Genomic DNA, 16,290 nt, shown 5'->3' with positions numbered 1-16,290 from the left:
ATGAAAAATACTATTGCAATTATTGGAAGACCAAATGTAGGAAAATCTACATTATTTAATCGTTTAAATGGTAGAAAAATTTCAATAGTAGACGATACTCCAGGAGTAACAAGAGATAGGCTCTATGAAGTTATTTCTTGACTTAATAAAGAAATTAAAATCATAGATACTGGAGGAATCGAAATTAAAAATGCTCCTTTCCAAGAGCAAATTCAAATTCAAGCCAAAATTGCAATCGAAGAAGCTGACGTTATATTTTTTGTTTTCGATGGACATAGTGAAATATCAAATGATGATTTATTTATCATGAATATTTTAAGAAAAGCCAACAAAACAGTTTTAGCTTTAGCCAACAAGCTAGAAGGTAATAAAGATTTTGACTATTCTTGATATAAACTAGGAGTTGATATTTTCCCAATTTCAGCGCTTCACGGTGAAGGGCTAGGAGAAGCGCTAGATGAAGCTTGCAAACATTTATTTTTTGAAGAAAAAAATCTAGAGAATAATTTCAAGCTTTCAATTATCGGTAAGCCTAATGCCGGTAAGTCTTCATTATTAAATAAATTAACAAATGAATATAGATCTATAGTTTCTGAAATTCCAGGAACAACTAGAGACTCTGTTAAAAGCTTTCTAAAAATAAAAGATCAAAACTTTGAAATTATTGATACCGCTGGAATTATGCGTAAAAGTAAGCTGGTAGAGAGCGTAGATCACTACGCTCTTATGCGGGCAATGAGTTCTTTAGTAGAAAGCGATTTAACATTGGTAGTTATCGATGCTACTATCGATGAGCTTTCACATTTTGACTCAAGAATAATCGGTTATGCTTTAGAACATAACAAACCAATAGTTATCGTAATTAACAAATGGGATTTAGTTGAAAAAAATCAAAATACAATGATGCAATACGAGAAAAAGCTTCGTGAAAAAATGAAGTTTTCTTCTTGAATGCCAGTGGTATTTATTTCGGCTAAATCAGGATCTAGAATTGATAAATTAATCGATACTATTCTTCAAGTTAGAGAAAATTTAAATCGCGAAATTAAGCCAAACTTGCTAGCTAATTTAATTTTAGAAGCTCAATTAATTCAACCAGCTATTTCAAATAAAGGTGGAAGGCTTCATATCTACTACGCTAGAAAAGAAAAATCTAAAATTCCTACTTTTACATTTTTTGTTAATAACAAAAAATATGCGCATTTTTCTTATATGCGTTTTTTAGAAAAACAAATTAGAGAAAACTTTGATTTTAGAGGCTGCCCGATTGTAATCAACCTTAAAAACAAATCACAAACAATGCAATAAAAAACTAACAGATTTATGCCAGTTTTTTTGTTTTATTTTAAGTTTTGAATTAAGCTTGCAACTTTTTGTGCAACCTTATTTTCATCTAAATTATTAACATCAACTATGTGATATTTTAAGTTGAATTCTTTGCAAAGATTGATAAAGTTTTCTTTGTAGATGGTGTGAAGTTTTTTAAAAGCTTCTTTGTTTTTATGATATGTATCCATTTCGGATTTATATTGTCTTTTTAAGAAACGTTTTTCAAATGTTTCATAAGTTACGTCAAGATAAAATATATAGTCAGGTAAAACTTCGGGAACAATAATTGAATTAACTACATCTAGATATGTTTTGTGTTTGTGAGGTTCTTTTTCAAAAGCTGTAATTGCAAAAATTTGATGTTCAATAGAAAATCTATCTGAAAAAATATAATAGTTATCCTTAGCTAAATACTCTTTATATAGCTTTTTCATTTTTTCAATGTGATTATCCATTATATAAACTTCAAAGGGTAGAACTACATTTGGCTTTTTTTCAAGTTTTCACTTTAAAAGTTTTTCAAAAACTTCATCATCTTCTTCATATTCTTTAAGCATGAAACTGTTTTTAAAATATTCGGTGTGAAGTTTTTTAGTTAAAGTGCTTTTTCCTGATGCGACCATTCCTGAGATTGCTATTTTCATTTTGTGTTTTTAAAGGTTTCAATTAAAGAAATGGCTTTAGTTAAAACTTGACCTTCATCTAAATTATTAGTATCTATTATTTGGTATTTGATTTGATATTTTTTGCATAACTCTAAAAAATATTGTTTATAAAACATATGCAAATTTTTTCAATAATCAATATTATTTTCAAAGTTATCTACTTCTTCTGAACGCGATCTTTGAGTTAATCTATTTTGAAAAGTTTTAAAGTCAATATCTAAATATAAAACTAAGTCAGGCTTTATTTGATTAACTAAAAGATTATCTAAAGCTTTATCGTAGGCAAGCTTATGATTTAAATTAGTAACTAAATCCATTTTGTTAAAAATGGCATGCTCTGCTGGAAATCTATCTAAAAATAAATAATCATCTTTAGTGAATTTTTCATTAAATTCCTCATAGATTTCTTTTAAAGATTCAATGTGATGATTTAAAACATATAAATCAAAACTTAAATTTATATTTTCTCTTTTTTCTAAAAATCAACGAAGCATTGTAGAAAAAATTTCATCATCTTTTTTATATTCGTCTAAATAAAGCGAATTATTTTCGTAGTGACTATTTAATTTCTTAACTAAAGTAGATTTCCCTGAAGAAATCATTCCTGAAACTGCAACTATCATGATTACCTTTTTGACTTATCGTAGATAACTCCAAGCGCTGCAGGAGCGTTTGTTTTCTTAGAAAATGCAATCATGACAATAAGTGTTGTTATAAATGGAAGAATGTTAAATAACTCTGAGTAGTTTTTATAGCTTGCCGGAAAGTATTGAACTCCATAAAATGAAAATGAATAAACAATAGAAAACATTAACGAAATTAATACTGAAATTGATATTTTTCATTGACTGGTTATCATTATTGCTAGCGCTAAATAACCAAGTCCTTGAATGTCATAGCTTTGTTGAAGTTGCCCAAGACGAATTTGTCCGAAAAATGTTCCAGCTATGCCAGCTATTAGCCCTGAGATAAATACTGCGTGTCATTTATATTTATAAATATTAATTCCAGCAACGTCAGCGGCTTGCGGATTTTCTCCGATAGCTTTAAATCTAAGGCCTCATCTAGTATACTTAAGCGCTATAAAAGAAAGCACTACTATTAATAAAGTTAAAAATACTTTTAGCGATACTAAGTTTTTCAGTGACGATGTAATATCGCTTTCTAGTGCTAATTCTTTAGTTGCAAAACTTATATTACCACTTCTTTGTTTAATGATTAAAAACGCAATAGCAGTAATTCCAAAAACTAAAATGTTAACCGCATAACCAGTAATGGTTTGATTTGATTTAAGTCTTATAGTTGCATAACCAAAAACTAAGGCAAATAGTGCCGTGATAATTCCACAGAGCGGCACTAGTAGCAATTGATAATACATGCTTATTTCGTTGCTATTACCAAAGACACGAATTAAATAATTAATTACGGTATATACCAGCGCACCAAAAACTATCATTCCGTTTATGGCGATATTTATAATTCCAGCTTTTTCTGAAAATATTCCTGAAATTGATCCTAGCAATAGAATACAAAAGATAAAAACACCAACGTTAATAATGACAAATGCGATTGTATTCATTAGCTAAAAATTCCTTTCAGTTTAAGTTTTTTATGTGCAGCTTGATAGAGCTGATTTTTATCAAAGTGATATTGATTTTTAAGATTTACTTTTTTAAGCTTATGGCTCTGCTTAAAGTTTTGAAGGTTATCAAAGCCTAGCGCTTTTACTTTTAAGTTAAATTCAAAACGCTCTTTGAAAATATCAGCGTATGTCTCTAAAATTTCTTTTGAGTTTTGATTTTTAGTAGAAAGCACTTTATCAAATAAAGCATTTTCAAGTTGTTTTTTTTCTTTTGAAATTTGCTTTTTGATTTTTAGATGTTCTAAATAATGACGATAAATTTGTCTCTGGTAATAAAGCGAATTATGCACTTTATCTTGTTTATATTTAATATAGCTTTGTCAGTATTTTTTGTTAAATAATAAATGCATTTGTTTATAAATTCATTCGAATGGCTTGAATTTATAAAACATCACCGAAAGCGCACTCATAAACAATACTAACCCAGTTATAAGTGTTTGAAATTCAACATTAACTTTTTGGATTCCATTTTGCAGCTGAAGCACAGGCGCTGAGGTATAAAGCATTGAATAAAATAAGCTAGTAAATATAACTCCAAGAGGTGCGTTTAATGCTAGAAGGGCAATTGCTATTGATTCAAAGGCAATAGCAATAGGCCCATTAGATAAACTATTAATTGAATTTTGATTTATTACTATATAAAAGAATCCACCAATAGCACAAAGAGATCCTGAAAATCCAAAAACTAAAATGCTTAAAAATTTTTCATTAAGTCCAATATATTTAGCATTGGTTTTATTTAATCCTAAAACTTTGATTTTATATCCTAGCATGGTTTTGCTAAGCACAAATCAAGTTCCAATAGCTAGCAGGATAAATAAGGCAACACCAAAAATAATAAAGTTATGTGTTAGACTTAATTTAATTGAATATATGGCAGTACCAAAGCTAAAATTTGAAATAAATTTATCTCTAAATTCAGTTGAAACTCCGCTTCCTAAAAGAATTGAATCATGACCGCTGTTAAACATTCACTGCGCTATATAAATTACAATTCAGTTAAAAAATATTGTAGTTATAACTTCGTGAATTCTAAAAAATGATTTTAGAATTCCAACTAAAGCCCCAAGAAAAAATCCTCCTATTACAAAGATTAAAAATCCAAGAGCTAATATCGTAAAGCTAATTTCTTCTCCAGCTCTAAAGCGCGCTAGAATTAGCATGCTATAAAAAATAACCGCCGGAAGCAGCATCTGCCCTGATGCTCCTATGTTAAAAAGGCCGCTTTTAAAGGCAAAGGCAACTCCAAGTCCGCTAAAGCCAAAAACGATAAAGTAGTTTAAAAATAAATAAGTATTAGAAGAACTAAATCCGTTTTTAAAAATAAAGCTAATTAAAGAAAATAAATTAATTCTTGAACTTTCTCTACTAAATTGACTAACTCCTCTAATATAAAAAATTATTGAAGTAATAAGAAGACCAAAAATTATGGCATATAGTGACGAATAAACTTTTCTTCTAGTTGATTTTTGTTCATCAAATGCTAGAAACTTCATTAAGTTTCTAGTTGCATTTTGAAAGTTTTGCTTTTTATTTTTTATTTGCATGATCACTTCCTGAATGGGCCATGTATTGACCTATTTGATTTTTTGTTAATTCATTTGATGATTTTACGGCAACTATTTTTCCGTTACTAATAACTGCTATAGTATCGGCTAAGGTTAGAATCTCATCAAGCTCGTATGAAATTAATAAAATTGCTTTTTTATCTTTTTTAGCTTGCAATATTTTTTGGTGGATATTATTAATAGCACCAACGTCAAGACCTCTAGTTGGATTCATTATTAAAATAAATTTATAGCTAGATGACATTTCACGACCGATTATAAATTTCTGCTGGTTTCCACCTGAAAGTGATCTAGAAATAGATCTACCTTCATTGGCTCCTCTTACGTCATAATTGGAAATAATTTCGCTGGTTTGAGTAGCTATATTTTTGGTTTTAAAAACTCCAAAAAAATTAAACAGCTTATCTCAAGTTCTTCTTATGAAGGTGTTATTTCTAAGCGAAAAATCTAAAACTAGTCCGTGTTTGTGTCTATCGCTAGATACATAGCTAAAACCAATTTGAGAAAACTCAAAAGTATTTAATTGGTTTACATTGATAAACTCTTGAGCATTTTTTTGGTATTTATTTTTTATTTTAAAATAGCTATAAATTTCTATAGATAAATAGTAGGCTACAAATAAAAATAATCCTAAAAATAAAATTCCAAGCGCTAAGTATAAATTAGCTAGCTCTTTTGCCTTTGATGATGCTCATAGTGAAATTTGCATTATAAAAAGAATTAAAAATACTAAACTAAAAGCGCTTTTTAGATAAATTTGAAACTTTTTATATTTAAAGAAGTCTTTTATTTTTTCTTTAACTAACTTGGTGCTTTTGAGTTTTATTTCACCAGAGGTTTCTTTTTTCATTCTTGAAATTACTTTTTCAAGTTCTTCTTGACCATTTCCTTCAACTCCGGCAATGGCCATTATTTCACCTGAATGAATTTTTAAGTTGATATCTTCTAGCTTTTTAGTTCCATTAAGATTTAAATTTTTGATTTCAAAAATTAAATCTTTGCCTAAAATTTTTCCTTTATCGGGATTATCTATTGTTAGTGTTTCGCTTCCGACCATTGCGGCAGCCATATCTTTAACGCTAGCACTAGAGACTTTAAATTCAGCTGACACTTTTCCCTGACGTAAAACGGTAGCGTTATCTGCGATTTGTTTTATTTCATGAAGCTTATGGCTAATGAAAATAATTGTTTTACCTTGTTTTTTAAAAATTTCAAAGGTTTTAAGTAGTCCTTGAATTTCTTCTTGGGTTAAAACCGCAGTTGGCTCGTCAAAGATTAAAATATCAGAATCACGATAAAGCATTTTCATAATTTCAATTTTTTGCCTAACAGAAACACTTTCGTTTCCGGTTTTTTTATTTAAATCAAAATTAATTAAAAATGTTTCTTGAAGTGCTTTGATTTTTTGTCTTGATGGAGTTAAATTTAATAAGTTAGTATTTTTCTTGGTAAATTCATCACCTAAAATAATATTTTCTAAATTGGTATATACATCAACTAATTTAAAGTGTTGATGCACCATTCCAATTCCTAAAAATGTAGCTTCATTAGGATTTGAAATAAATGTTTTTTTACCATTTATTTTAATAACTCCACTATCTGGAGAATATAGTCCAAATAAAATCGACATTAAAGTTGACTTTCCGGCACCGTTTTCTCCAATTATTGCATGAATTGAACCTTTTTGAATTTTAAAACTAATATCTGAATTAGCTTTAATGTTGCCAAAAGATTTTGAAATATTTTCAAATTCAATTGCGTATTCTTTTTTCATATTTTCTTAATTTAAACTAAATAAAAATCAATTTTTAAATTGATTTTTATTTAGTGTTTTCTATTGTTGTGTTGTATTTGTTTGGTTAATTAAATCTGTAACAGCTTTTAGTAAATCTGTTACTGTTGTATAACTTTGCTGACCACCTTCGGTAGCTTTTGAGTCATCTGAAATATAATCAACAAATGCTTGAGACTTAGATTTAAATAAATTCTCGGCATCAGTTAAGAATTGATCCATTTTTGCTCTATCAGCAGCATTTGTTAAATGGCTTTTTGTAAATCCGGCTCATCCTTGAGCAAATGTTCCTTCAAGGGTGAATGTTTTTGATTTATCATGACCTACAAGAAATTTATTTTCTCTTGAGTTTTTAGCTGAAAGAAGAATTTCTGTCATAATATCGTATTCTGCTTGGGCAATATTTTTTGTAATTGATGTTAAGAATTTTCCTGCTTTATCTGGATATGAAAGCGATTGATCAACGTCAACTCCTATTACAAGTTTATCTGCATTAGCTTGACTTCTTGCATATGCGTTTAAAACTTCACCGGTTGCAGGGCCTGCAACTGGCAGAACAACGGTAGGTGTTTTTCCGTCTTGTCCACTTAATACAGAAGTAATAACTGTTTGCATTTTTTCATTAGTTTCATATCCTGAATCAAGAGGGACTGGGAATTGGTGTTTTACTTTAACAGTATTTTTTGGATCTTGATTATATGCTAAAACTCCTTTAGCAAATCCGGTGTTGAATCTTGTTGTTCCAACGTTATCTCCACCTGCAAATGAAGCTACGATTCTTTTATCTGCATCATTTGGATATTTATATGCTAAATATTTAGCTGTAGCATAACCTACTATTCAAGCTGATTGATCAAATTTAAATAAAAGACCAAAGAAGTATGGATATTGTTTTGAAAGAGCGTTTGCCCCTGTTAAACTAAAGTCAACTCCAATTATTTGAATTTTTCTATCTACAAGAGTTTGATAGTTTTGTTCAATAAAACTTTTTAATGAAGCAGAATGAGTAAATCCTGAAAGAATTCAAACTGTATATCCTTGCGATAAAGCTTGATTATAAGCTTGTGTATAGTTTTCAGTGCTAGGTTGAATGAAGTTTACTTCAGCACCAGTTTGATCATAAAGCTGGTTTAAAGCCTCTCATGATGATTGGTTAAATGATTTATCATGAACATCACCTTTATCGGTAATTAAAACGTATTTTTGACTTCTAGCTTCTTCTTTTACGCTTGTTAAATCAACTGTTTTAATTTGAGCAACTCTTTCTTCTTTTGGAATTCACCCAGAAGGTTTTTGTGCTTCGCTTTGATCTCCACAAGCTGTTGCTATAATTGCAGTAGCTGCAATAGGTGTCATTATTATTGGTAAAATAAATTTCTTTTTCATATATGTTTAAATGTTTAAAATCCCTTTAATTTACAAAAAAATTTTTAAAAATGCAAACACAAATTCAAAAATTTCTTTGTAATTATTATATATATAAAAACAAAAAAGTTTTTGTATTTTAATAATAAAATTACATTTTTTTTAAAAGTAAAAAAAGAAAATATTAAATCTAAAATTTAATTTAAAAGTTTAAATGTTAGATCAATATTTTCATCTCACATTGTAACTTCCAAGTTACCACTCTCAAAAAAATATTAAAATTTTTTTGGGAGTTTTTTTATTAAAAACTCACAACTAAAGAAAAAAATGCTCTCAAGAGAGCATTTATATATAACCATTAAAAATTATAGACGAATTTCTTACGATATTCGCGAAAAATTGAATTCTTGTTACAAAACTTTAATTATTCTCTTAGAAAAATGGCTAAAGATCTCGAAATTTGTCATTCTTCATTGATTAAAGAAATTAGAAAAAACTTAAGTGAATATGGATATGATGCAAAGCTTGCTAGAAAATCATGACATTAGAATTCGCTAAAAACCACTTTAAACTTAAATCTGAAATTTATAAATTTAAAGAATTTAAAGAAAAATTCTTAAAAATTTATAACGGCAAAGAAATTCCAGTTGAAAGCACTGTGGAATTTATCAAGCGTAACTATAGCATTAAATGTCTTTCAATTAAAACGATTTACAATTGAATTAATTCAAAAAATTGAAAAATAAATCGCAAAAATTTACTTAGAAGCAATTATGTATTTGGCGGCAAAAGGCAAAAATCTCTCCAAGAGAGCCTTGCTTGAAAACGCTAAGTTAGGTCTTTTAAAATCTGATTAAGAAAAAAATTGGCCACTGGGAAGCAAATTTAATCAAAGGCAAAAGAGAAGCTAAGGCTCATTTACTGCTTTTCCAAAAAAGACTCACCAGATTTGTTTTAATTAAAAAAATAATGACTAAAATCCGTGAAACATTAATCTAGAACTTTGGAATTTAGTTAAAGGCTATTGAATTTAATGTCAAATCCATTACCATAGATCAAGGCTGAGAATTTAACTTAATTTTTTATATAGGATATAGATTAAAAATTTATATTTATAAAGCTCATTTTTATGCTTCACATCAAAAGAACTACCTAAAATATCAATGAATACATTCGAAGATATTTCAAAAAAAGCACTAACTTTGAAAAAATTGATAACCTTGAAATTTGAAAAGTTTAAAACATATTAAATCTAACTTGAAGAAAATTTCTAAAAAATTAAAAGCATCCAAACGAAATGTTTCATGAATATATTTGAAACAAATATTTATGAAATTAATTCCTAAAGATATGCACTATATACCAGAGCTAAAGGATTTGTACCAAGAAACAAAATTCACAAATACTTAAAAAAGAAAAAATAATAACTAATAAAAAAAAGCCGATTTTTAAAATCGGTAATTTTATTAAATTGTAAGTGGTAACTTGCACTTTCAATATGGGAATAATGAATGCATTAATATGTATTCATTATTTAATTAAATTAATTATTAAAAATTTACAAATGCGTTTTAAAATATGCGTTTTAATCTTAATGTTGAATAATTAAAAACTGATTTTAATTGATGCTTTAATTAATAAAAAAAGCCAAAAAATTATATCTTGGCATATTTATTAATTTTTATTTATTAAATTAAAGAAGGTTTTAAAACTAATTCTGCTAAATATCCATATTTTCCTGATCTTGAATATTTTATTTCAAAATCTTCATAGCTTTTTTGATTAGGAGTTTTTAAATTAGTTTCAATATCATTATATATTTCTTGCAAATTTATTTTTTGAGCGTTATTAGTTGTTGCAAAAAGTTTAACTTCAAAATTAAATTTTTCTGAATTTGGATCTTTTTTTCCTAAAAACCTCGCAAATGTATTTTGTGAAAGAAGTAAATAAAAATGAATTTCATTTTTATCAATATTATAGTCAGTGAAATTTTCTAAGACTTTACCGTTTTGATAAGTAGTAAATCTAGGTATTGCAATATGTTTGTGTGATACTAAAGTTTGATCTTTATAAAATGGAGAATGTTTTGCTTCCTTAGTGTCTGGAAGATTAAATCATTTATAAAAATATGGCTGGAATAAAAGTAAATTATTAAAAACATAATATCAATTCTTAGCAATTTCACTCATTAATGTTTCAGCTATTTCTTTCTTTTTTGATTCGTTAACTGTTTCAAGTAAACTTTGGAAATTTTTATCATAAGTGTTAAAAAAATTTCTAAAGTAATTTTGATCGTTTTTATAAATTGAAGAATTCTCTAAAGAATCGTTTTTATCTAAAGATAAAATAGCTGCAAGCTCGGTTTGATTTTCGTTATTTATTGGAACTTGAAAATTTTGATCAAGATAATCTTTTTTTGTATCTTGGATATTTGAAGAACAACTTATCAAAGAAGCACTTAAAGGTAGAGTTGAAAAAAGAATTAAAAATTTAAACTTATTTTTCATTGTTTATATCAACTACAGTGTAGCGTAATTTGCTTCCACCGTATCTTTCTGTAAATAAAAGACTTTTAAGTTCATCAACACTTTTAGAATCAAAGTCTTCATTGTCTTCTATGTATTTTTTGATGTTAAAATCTCTTAATTTATTATTTGAAGAAATTAAGTCTGGATAAGTAAATAAATAACCAAGAAGACTAATATCTGAAAGTTCATCTTGTAGATAGTGTCTAACTTCTATTCTAATTAAAAATCCTGCTTCTATTAAAAGTCAAACATTAGCAGTAAGAATTTCATCATCGCTTTCATAAATTTGTGTTGAAAAATCAATTATTTTATTTGAGTTAGGTGTATAAAATGTTCCAAGAACTAAAGAATTTTCTTGAGATTGAATTGAATATTGTGTTGAAGTTTTTTCAAATAAATTAACAGATGGATAATTAACAAAAGTAAATTTATCTAAATTAAATAAAAATCAAAGTCAATTATTATCAAATAATTGTCCAACTCTTGCTCTAGAGTTTTCATATGGATATGGCAAATCTCCAAAGAAAAAATTTGAATCTGAACCTAATGCAGATTGAATGTTATTACCATATGAAAGTCAGTATTTTAAATCTTTTTTATATTTCGAATCGTAATTTAATTCATTTTGTTCTTTAATGTATTTTTCACGATTTTCTTTTTTAGGAAATGCAAGATTTAAAAGACTATTTATTGCTTTGCTTTCAATAAAATCATTTCATCTTTGATTAATAGTTACATTTTCTTTAGTAATTTTTTCAAACAAACTTTTGGCATTATTTGAATTTGTGTTTGCATTTGAATTTGAAGCACAAGAAATAGCTGGCAATGCTGCCATTGTTAAAAAAACTGCCGGTAATATTTTTTTAATTTTCATTTTCTTGCGTTTTACTTTCTTTGGTATTTGAAGTTTGAGATGCTGGACTTTCTTCTTGGATAGCATTTATTTTTGGTAAAAGCACAAATTTTGCTGGTATTCCATAATTTTGGTCTTTTATTAAGCTTTTTTCAAATAATTCATATCCTTCTTGATAATTATGAATTACCGCTGAATGCCATATTCTTGAAATAATACTTAAAGAAATATTTCTTGCTCCAAAATCTCCAAAATATCAAATATATGGACGAATACTTAAAGTAGGTTTATCTAAAGATTCATTTCTAATAGTTACTCTAAAAACACTTTTATCTTTTGCAATATATAAAACTGATGAATCACCTAACTCGGCTGATTCCTCACCTACTTTTATAGAATCAATGTAATTAGTTAAATATCTAAAATCACGATAGGGGGTTTTGTTTTTTACTTGATTTAAATATTGAGCTGAGTGAAAATTATCTTTTGTTTTGTTAATGATTACAAAGTCATTAAAAGTTCCGCTAAATTTAGATAAATTTTTAAAAAAGAAATATCAGTTTTGACTATATAAATCTGCTAGTTTATTAGCAGTTAAATCCATTTGTGTTTGATTATTATCCTGCTTTGCTTTTAAAAAATCTTGCTTTAGTGAATTTAGCTGATCCAAAAGAGTATTTTGATAATTAGAATCATTTTGCTGATTTAAAAAATTAACTCTATCAGTTTCATTTTTAAATGTTCTTGAAAGTAAATTATTTAAAATCAATTCACTTTTAGCTTCATTATTGTCGATATCCTTATTGGTTACAACTTGACTTGTATCAATTAATTTATTAAGTGAGCTTCTCTCTGAATAATTAGCACAACTAATTGCAAATAAAGGTAGTGCAATTGGAATTAAAAGACTAATAGCTAAAAATCTTTTTTTAATTTTCATCTATTCACCTTAATGTGTATTTAAAAAGTTTTGTTTTTGGATTACTTGCATTTAATTCGTTAATTGCTTTAAATTGCATGCCAACGTAAGATACATTTGAAAAGTATTGAAAGAATTTTTCGTATGTATTTTCTTTTCTAACTTCTTCTTCGGTTTTACTTCCAAATTCTTTAGCTTCTTCTATAAGACTATCTATTTTTTGAGTTCATTTTTCTCAAATTTTATTTTCAAAATCAAGTGCTATATTTTTGTATTTTTCTTGATCTGCTTCTTTTTTTAAAGAAATAGCTTTATAGTTTTTTGTAGTTGTGTTGCCATTAGAATTTTCTTGATTTGCAGTTAAATCTACAAGAGCAATATCATCATCGCTTAGTGCTATTTTAAAATAATCAGGAACGAAAAATAAGTTTTGTTTTCCTTGGTTTTCGTAAGTGTAAAATTTAACAAACCCATCATCTAAAAAGTAAAAGTGTGCTGTTAAATCTTTAAATGTTTCATTTGCATCTGGATCTACTTTAATTTTGTAGCTTAAAATATAAAAAATTTCATTTCAATTAATTTTTTTATCTAATCTACCATATAAATGCTCAATTAAATCAAAGTCTTGTTTTTGTGCTGCTTCATCATCATATAATTGACCATAAGGATTAAATTGATATATAAATTTTGAAATGTTTTTAACCATTCAATATCAATCATTTTTAAATGTGTCTTTTAAAATATTAATCGAATCACTGGTTTGTTTTTTTAATTCACTATTTTGTTCTAAAACGTTAACGTAAAATGGTGGAGCTCAAACAAGAGCTTGTTTTACTTCATTAAATTTTGCTGGAAGTATTTGATCTTGAGAATTTTTAAAATTTTCAACTGCTACTTGGTTGTTATTAAAAACATAATTTAATAAACCATCAAAAGATGCGATAGATTCTCTAGAAAGCGAAGTTGACGCTTGTTCATTTGAATCCACGCTATTTTTAACAGATGAAGTGCCACAAGAAGAGGCTACTATTGGAACTAAAGAAAGCAAACTAAAAGATAATAATTTATTTATTACTAAGAACTTTTTCATAAAATACTTTTTCTAATGGTTTGTATTTTTTACCATTGTAAACTATTTGTCCTTTGTGAATTAAAGTAAATGAATCTGTGTATTTATCAATTTCTGATAATACGTGTGAGCTAATAAAAATTGTTTTTCCTTGACTTTTTAGTTGATTTAAAATTGTAAATAATTCAAATCTAGCAGTAGGATCTAAGTTAGCGGTAGGCTCGTCTAAAATAATAAGTTGTGGATCATGAATTAATGCTTGTATTAAAAGAATTTTTTTCTTTTGGCCAGATGAAAAATTAACCGGCTTTTTGTTTTTTAAATCACTAATATTAAATTTTTCAAGAAGCGCTGTTATTTTTTCTTTAGCTACACTTTTGCTAACTCCATTAAGCATTGCAAGAAATTGCAAATATGTAAATGTGGTTAATTCTTTAGGAAATTTTGCATATTCTGGAACATATCCAATAATGTTTTTAGTTTCAGGATTTTTTGAATTTTTGCCATCGATTAAAATTTCACCAGAATAGCTATTATAAGCTCCAATAATTGATTTAATAGTTGTAGTTTTTCCGGCTCCGTTTTCTCCTATAAATGAATGAAAATGCCCAGCTTCTACAGAAAAATTTATGTCAAATATTCCAGTGTTAGGAGAATAAACTTTTTGTAAACTTTTTACTTCTAAAATATTTTTCATTATTTATAGTCCTTTTTCATGTATAGATATGTATTTAAAAACACAACCATCATTGCAATTACCACTCAAATTAAATAGTAGTAATTTTTATCAACTATTTGATTTCCTCTTTCTAGAGAATATAACTCATTTACTTTTTGGAATAAGTAATTATCGCTTGGTTCTAATTCATAACGAATTACAACTTTATCGTTTTTAACTTCTTGTTTTGCAGTAAATGATGAATATCCTCCAATTTCATATTTATATCCATCAATTTCTAAAACTATTTTCGAGGGATTATCTTTTTCTAACGGATCTTCATTAGAAAGAAGTGCTTTTGTTAGAAAAGAATCATTATGTGCAAAATATAAATAATATAAAAGTCCGACAGCTAAATAAACTTTTTTCTCAGTTAAGTTTTTAATTTTATTATTTTTAATTGCGTTTTCATCTAAAACAGTAGTAGAAGGATCAACTAATTTTGCTTCACTAGAATCAGATGAAATTTCATTTAATTTTGAAGAAACTTCATCTAAAAGAAGTTTTTTATTAGTAAATAAATCAGTTGAATTTACTTGTTTTAATTTATTAAAAAGATTTGCGTAAAACCTTCTTGCGTAGTTTTTAAATACATCACTATTTAAAAGTTCACTGGTGTATTGTCATGAAATTTCACCAACTAAATTATTAGGTGATGAATAAATAAAATTGTCTTCAGGGAAAGTAACATCAAAAGTTGATGCGTTTTCTCTTGCATAAACTATTTTGGCGTTAATTAAATTATCAATTTTTGAATCAACTTTAAGTAGCCCTGGAACTATATAGTATTTGCTTTTATCATCATTAACGCCTGATGTTGCAATTTTAGGATCTTTAACTAAATTGTAATTGTAGGCAATTGAATCTAAGTGATTATAAAATATGTAATCTTTTAAATTATTTTCACTATTATTTTCGGTAAAGCTTAATGGATTTTTATTGTTAACATTTGCTGCGTCAATTAATTGATATGGCAGTGAAAGTCATGAATAAACTTGTCATGATTTTGATGAATTTTCAGCATAACCATATGCATTATTTATAAATTCTTTTTGCAAATCACTGAATTTATCACTTTTATAACCGTTAGCTAAAATATAGTAATTATCTTTATTGTTATTCAAATAAAACTGGTTGGTATTAACTGCTGTATTGCTACGATTAAATTGATATGGTGTATTTAAATAATAAGCAAAGTTATTTGCAGTTGAAGTTGAATTAGAATTAATTACAACTCCACCAATAACTAAAGGAGTTGAAATTACAAGTGAAATAGTTAAAGCTAGTTTAGAACTTAACTTATAAGCAATTAGTGCTGCTATATTTCCGAAAATTAAATAGCTAAAAAATAAGCTTGCAAAGCTTATAAAAGAAACCACTAGCGCATTTTCTAAATTCATTATAAAAAATGCTGAAATGTTACTTGTAAAAACTACTAAAGATCACATTAATCCAAAAGAAATAAAAGTTGCTTGTTTAGAAATAAACATTTTTTTTCTACTAATTGGCTTAGAAAAAACCAAAATATCTAAAGCATCTGATTCCTGTTCTTTGAATAAATTAAGCGCTTTAATTGATGCATAAAGTGTAGTAAATAAAAGTTCTAAAAATAAAAATGCATAAATTATTGTTGTTGAATTTATGTTTTTTATGTTTTGATTTCAAATAACAATTCCAGCAATTAGTGAAACTGAAAATACAAAAAGCGGAATTACTATTGAATTTACTTTTTTAAATAGTAGTTTATGCAAAAACGCACAATAAACATAAAACTGCTTCATTAAACTCTTTCTATAAATATGAAATAAATGGAATATAAAATTATACATATTATATTACATT

General features: G+C 26.9%; 14 protein-coding genes. 2 read left to right on the top strand and 12 right to left on the bottom strand.

What is annotated here, in order from left to right:
• A complete protein-coding gene (gene der / locus VY93_RS00760) occupies positions 1-1,308 on the top strand; it encodes a ribosome biogenesis GTPase Der (RefSeq protein ID WP_020002911.1) in 1,308 nt (435 codons plus the stop codon).
• Positions 1,309-1,340: 32 nt separating this feature from the next.
• Here der and VY93_RS00755 read toward each other — a convergent pair whose 3' ends face one another.
• From VY93_RS00755 to VY93_RS00730, 6 genes are read right to left on the bottom strand one after another with little or no spacing between them, the layout of a single operon-like run.
• A complete protein-coding gene (locus tag VY93_RS00755; RefSeq protein WP_020002910.1) occupies positions 1,341-1,973 on the bottom strand; it encodes a deoxynucleoside kinase in 633 nt (210 codons plus the stop codon).
• Complete coding sequence (locus tag VY93_RS00750; RefSeq protein ID WP_011283303.1) at positions 1,964-2,617, bottom strand: deoxynucleoside kinase; 654 nt, start codon at positions 2,615-2,617, stop codon at positions 1,964-1,966. Before VY93_RS00750 ends, VY93_RS00755 begins: the two co-directional genes overlap by 10 nt.
• Positions 2,618-2,619: 2 nt before the next feature.
• Positions 2,620-3,573: an ABC transporter permease gene (locus VY93_RS00745; RefSeq protein ID WP_020002909.1), complete on the bottom strand. Its 954-nt coding sequence runs from the start codon at positions 3,571-3,573 to the stop codon at positions 2,620-2,622.
• Positions 3,573-5,183, bottom strand: a complete 1,611-nt coding sequence (locus tag VY93_RS00740) for an ABC transporter permease (RefSeq protein ID WP_020002908.1) — start codon at positions 5,181-5,183, stop codon at positions 3,573-3,575. The genes VY93_RS00745 and VY93_RS00740 overlap by 1 nt, the downstream gene beginning before the upstream one ends.
• Entirely contained in the window at positions 5,167-6,978 is a 1,812-nt protein-coding gene (locus VY93_RS00735; RefSeq protein WP_020002907.1) for an ABC transporter ATP-binding protein, read from the bottom strand. Before VY93_RS00735 ends, VY93_RS00740 begins: the two co-directional genes overlap by 17 nt.
• 60 nt (positions 6,979-7,038) lie before the next feature.
• Positions 7,039-8,382, bottom strand: coding sequence for a BMP family ABC transporter substrate-binding protein (locus tag VY93_RS00730; RefSeq protein WP_026365170.1), 1,344 nt, complete (start codon positions 8,380-8,382; stop codon positions 7,039-7,041).
• Positions 8,383-8,899: 517 nt separating this feature from the next.
• On the opposite strand from VY93_RS00730, the gene VY93_RS03805 reads away from it, so the two are divergent.
• Positions 8,900-9,193: a hypothetical protein gene (locus tag VY93_RS03805; protein ID WP_052717777.1), complete on the top strand. Its 294-nt coding sequence runs from the start codon at positions 8,900-8,902 to the stop codon at positions 9,191-9,193.
• A gap of 856 nt (positions 9,194-10,049) precedes the next feature.
• On the opposite strand, the gene VY93_RS00715 is transcribed toward VY93_RS03805, so the two are convergent.
• The 6 genes from VY93_RS00715 to VY93_RS00690 are packed head-to-tail and all read right to left on the bottom strand — an operon-like array spanning position 10,050 to position 16,229.
• On the bottom strand, positions 10,050-10,868 hold the full coding sequence (locus tag VY93_RS00715) for an aromatic motif membrane protein (RefSeq protein ID WP_020003063.1): 819 nt from the start codon (positions 10,866-10,868) through the stop codon (positions 10,050-10,052).
• A complete protein-coding gene (locus tag VY93_RS00710) occupies positions 10,858-11,763 on the bottom strand; it encodes an aromatic motif membrane protein (RefSeq protein ID WP_020003064.1) in 906 nt (301 codons plus the stop codon). Before VY93_RS00710 ends, VY93_RS00715 begins: the two co-directional genes overlap by 11 nt.
• A complete protein-coding gene (locus VY93_RS00705) occupies positions 11,753-12,682 on the bottom strand; it encodes an aromatic motif membrane protein (protein ID WP_020003065.1) in 930 nt (309 codons plus the stop codon). Before VY93_RS00705 ends, VY93_RS00710 begins: the two co-directional genes overlap by 11 nt.
• Complete coding sequence (locus tag VY93_RS00700) at positions 12,672-13,751, bottom strand: aromatic motif membrane protein (RefSeq protein ID WP_020003066.1); 1,080 nt, start codon at positions 13,749-13,751, stop codon at positions 12,672-12,674. The genes VY93_RS00705 and VY93_RS00700 overlap by 11 nt, the downstream gene beginning before the upstream one ends.
• Complete coding sequence (locus VY93_RS00695) at positions 13,726-14,427, bottom strand: ABC transporter ATP-binding protein (protein ID WP_011283294.1); 702 nt, start codon at positions 14,425-14,427, stop codon at positions 13,726-13,728. The genes VY93_RS00700 and VY93_RS00695 overlap by 26 nt, the downstream gene beginning before the upstream one ends.
• Entirely contained in the window at positions 14,427-16,229 is a 1,803-nt protein-coding gene (locus VY93_RS00690; protein ID WP_020003067.1) for an ABC transporter permease, read from the bottom strand. Before VY93_RS00690 ends, VY93_RS00695 begins: the two co-directional genes overlap by 1 nt.
• Positions 16,230-16,290 lie beyond the last annotated feature (61 nt).

The organism is Mycoplasmopsis synoviae ATCC 25204 (genome assembly GCF_000969765.1).
Taxonomy (GTDB): Bacteria; Bacillota_I; Bacilli_A; order Mycoplasmatales; family Metamycoplasmataceae; genus Mycoplasmopsis; species Mycoplasmopsis synoviae.
This window is presented reverse-complemented; position numbering and strand designations above follow the sequence as displayed.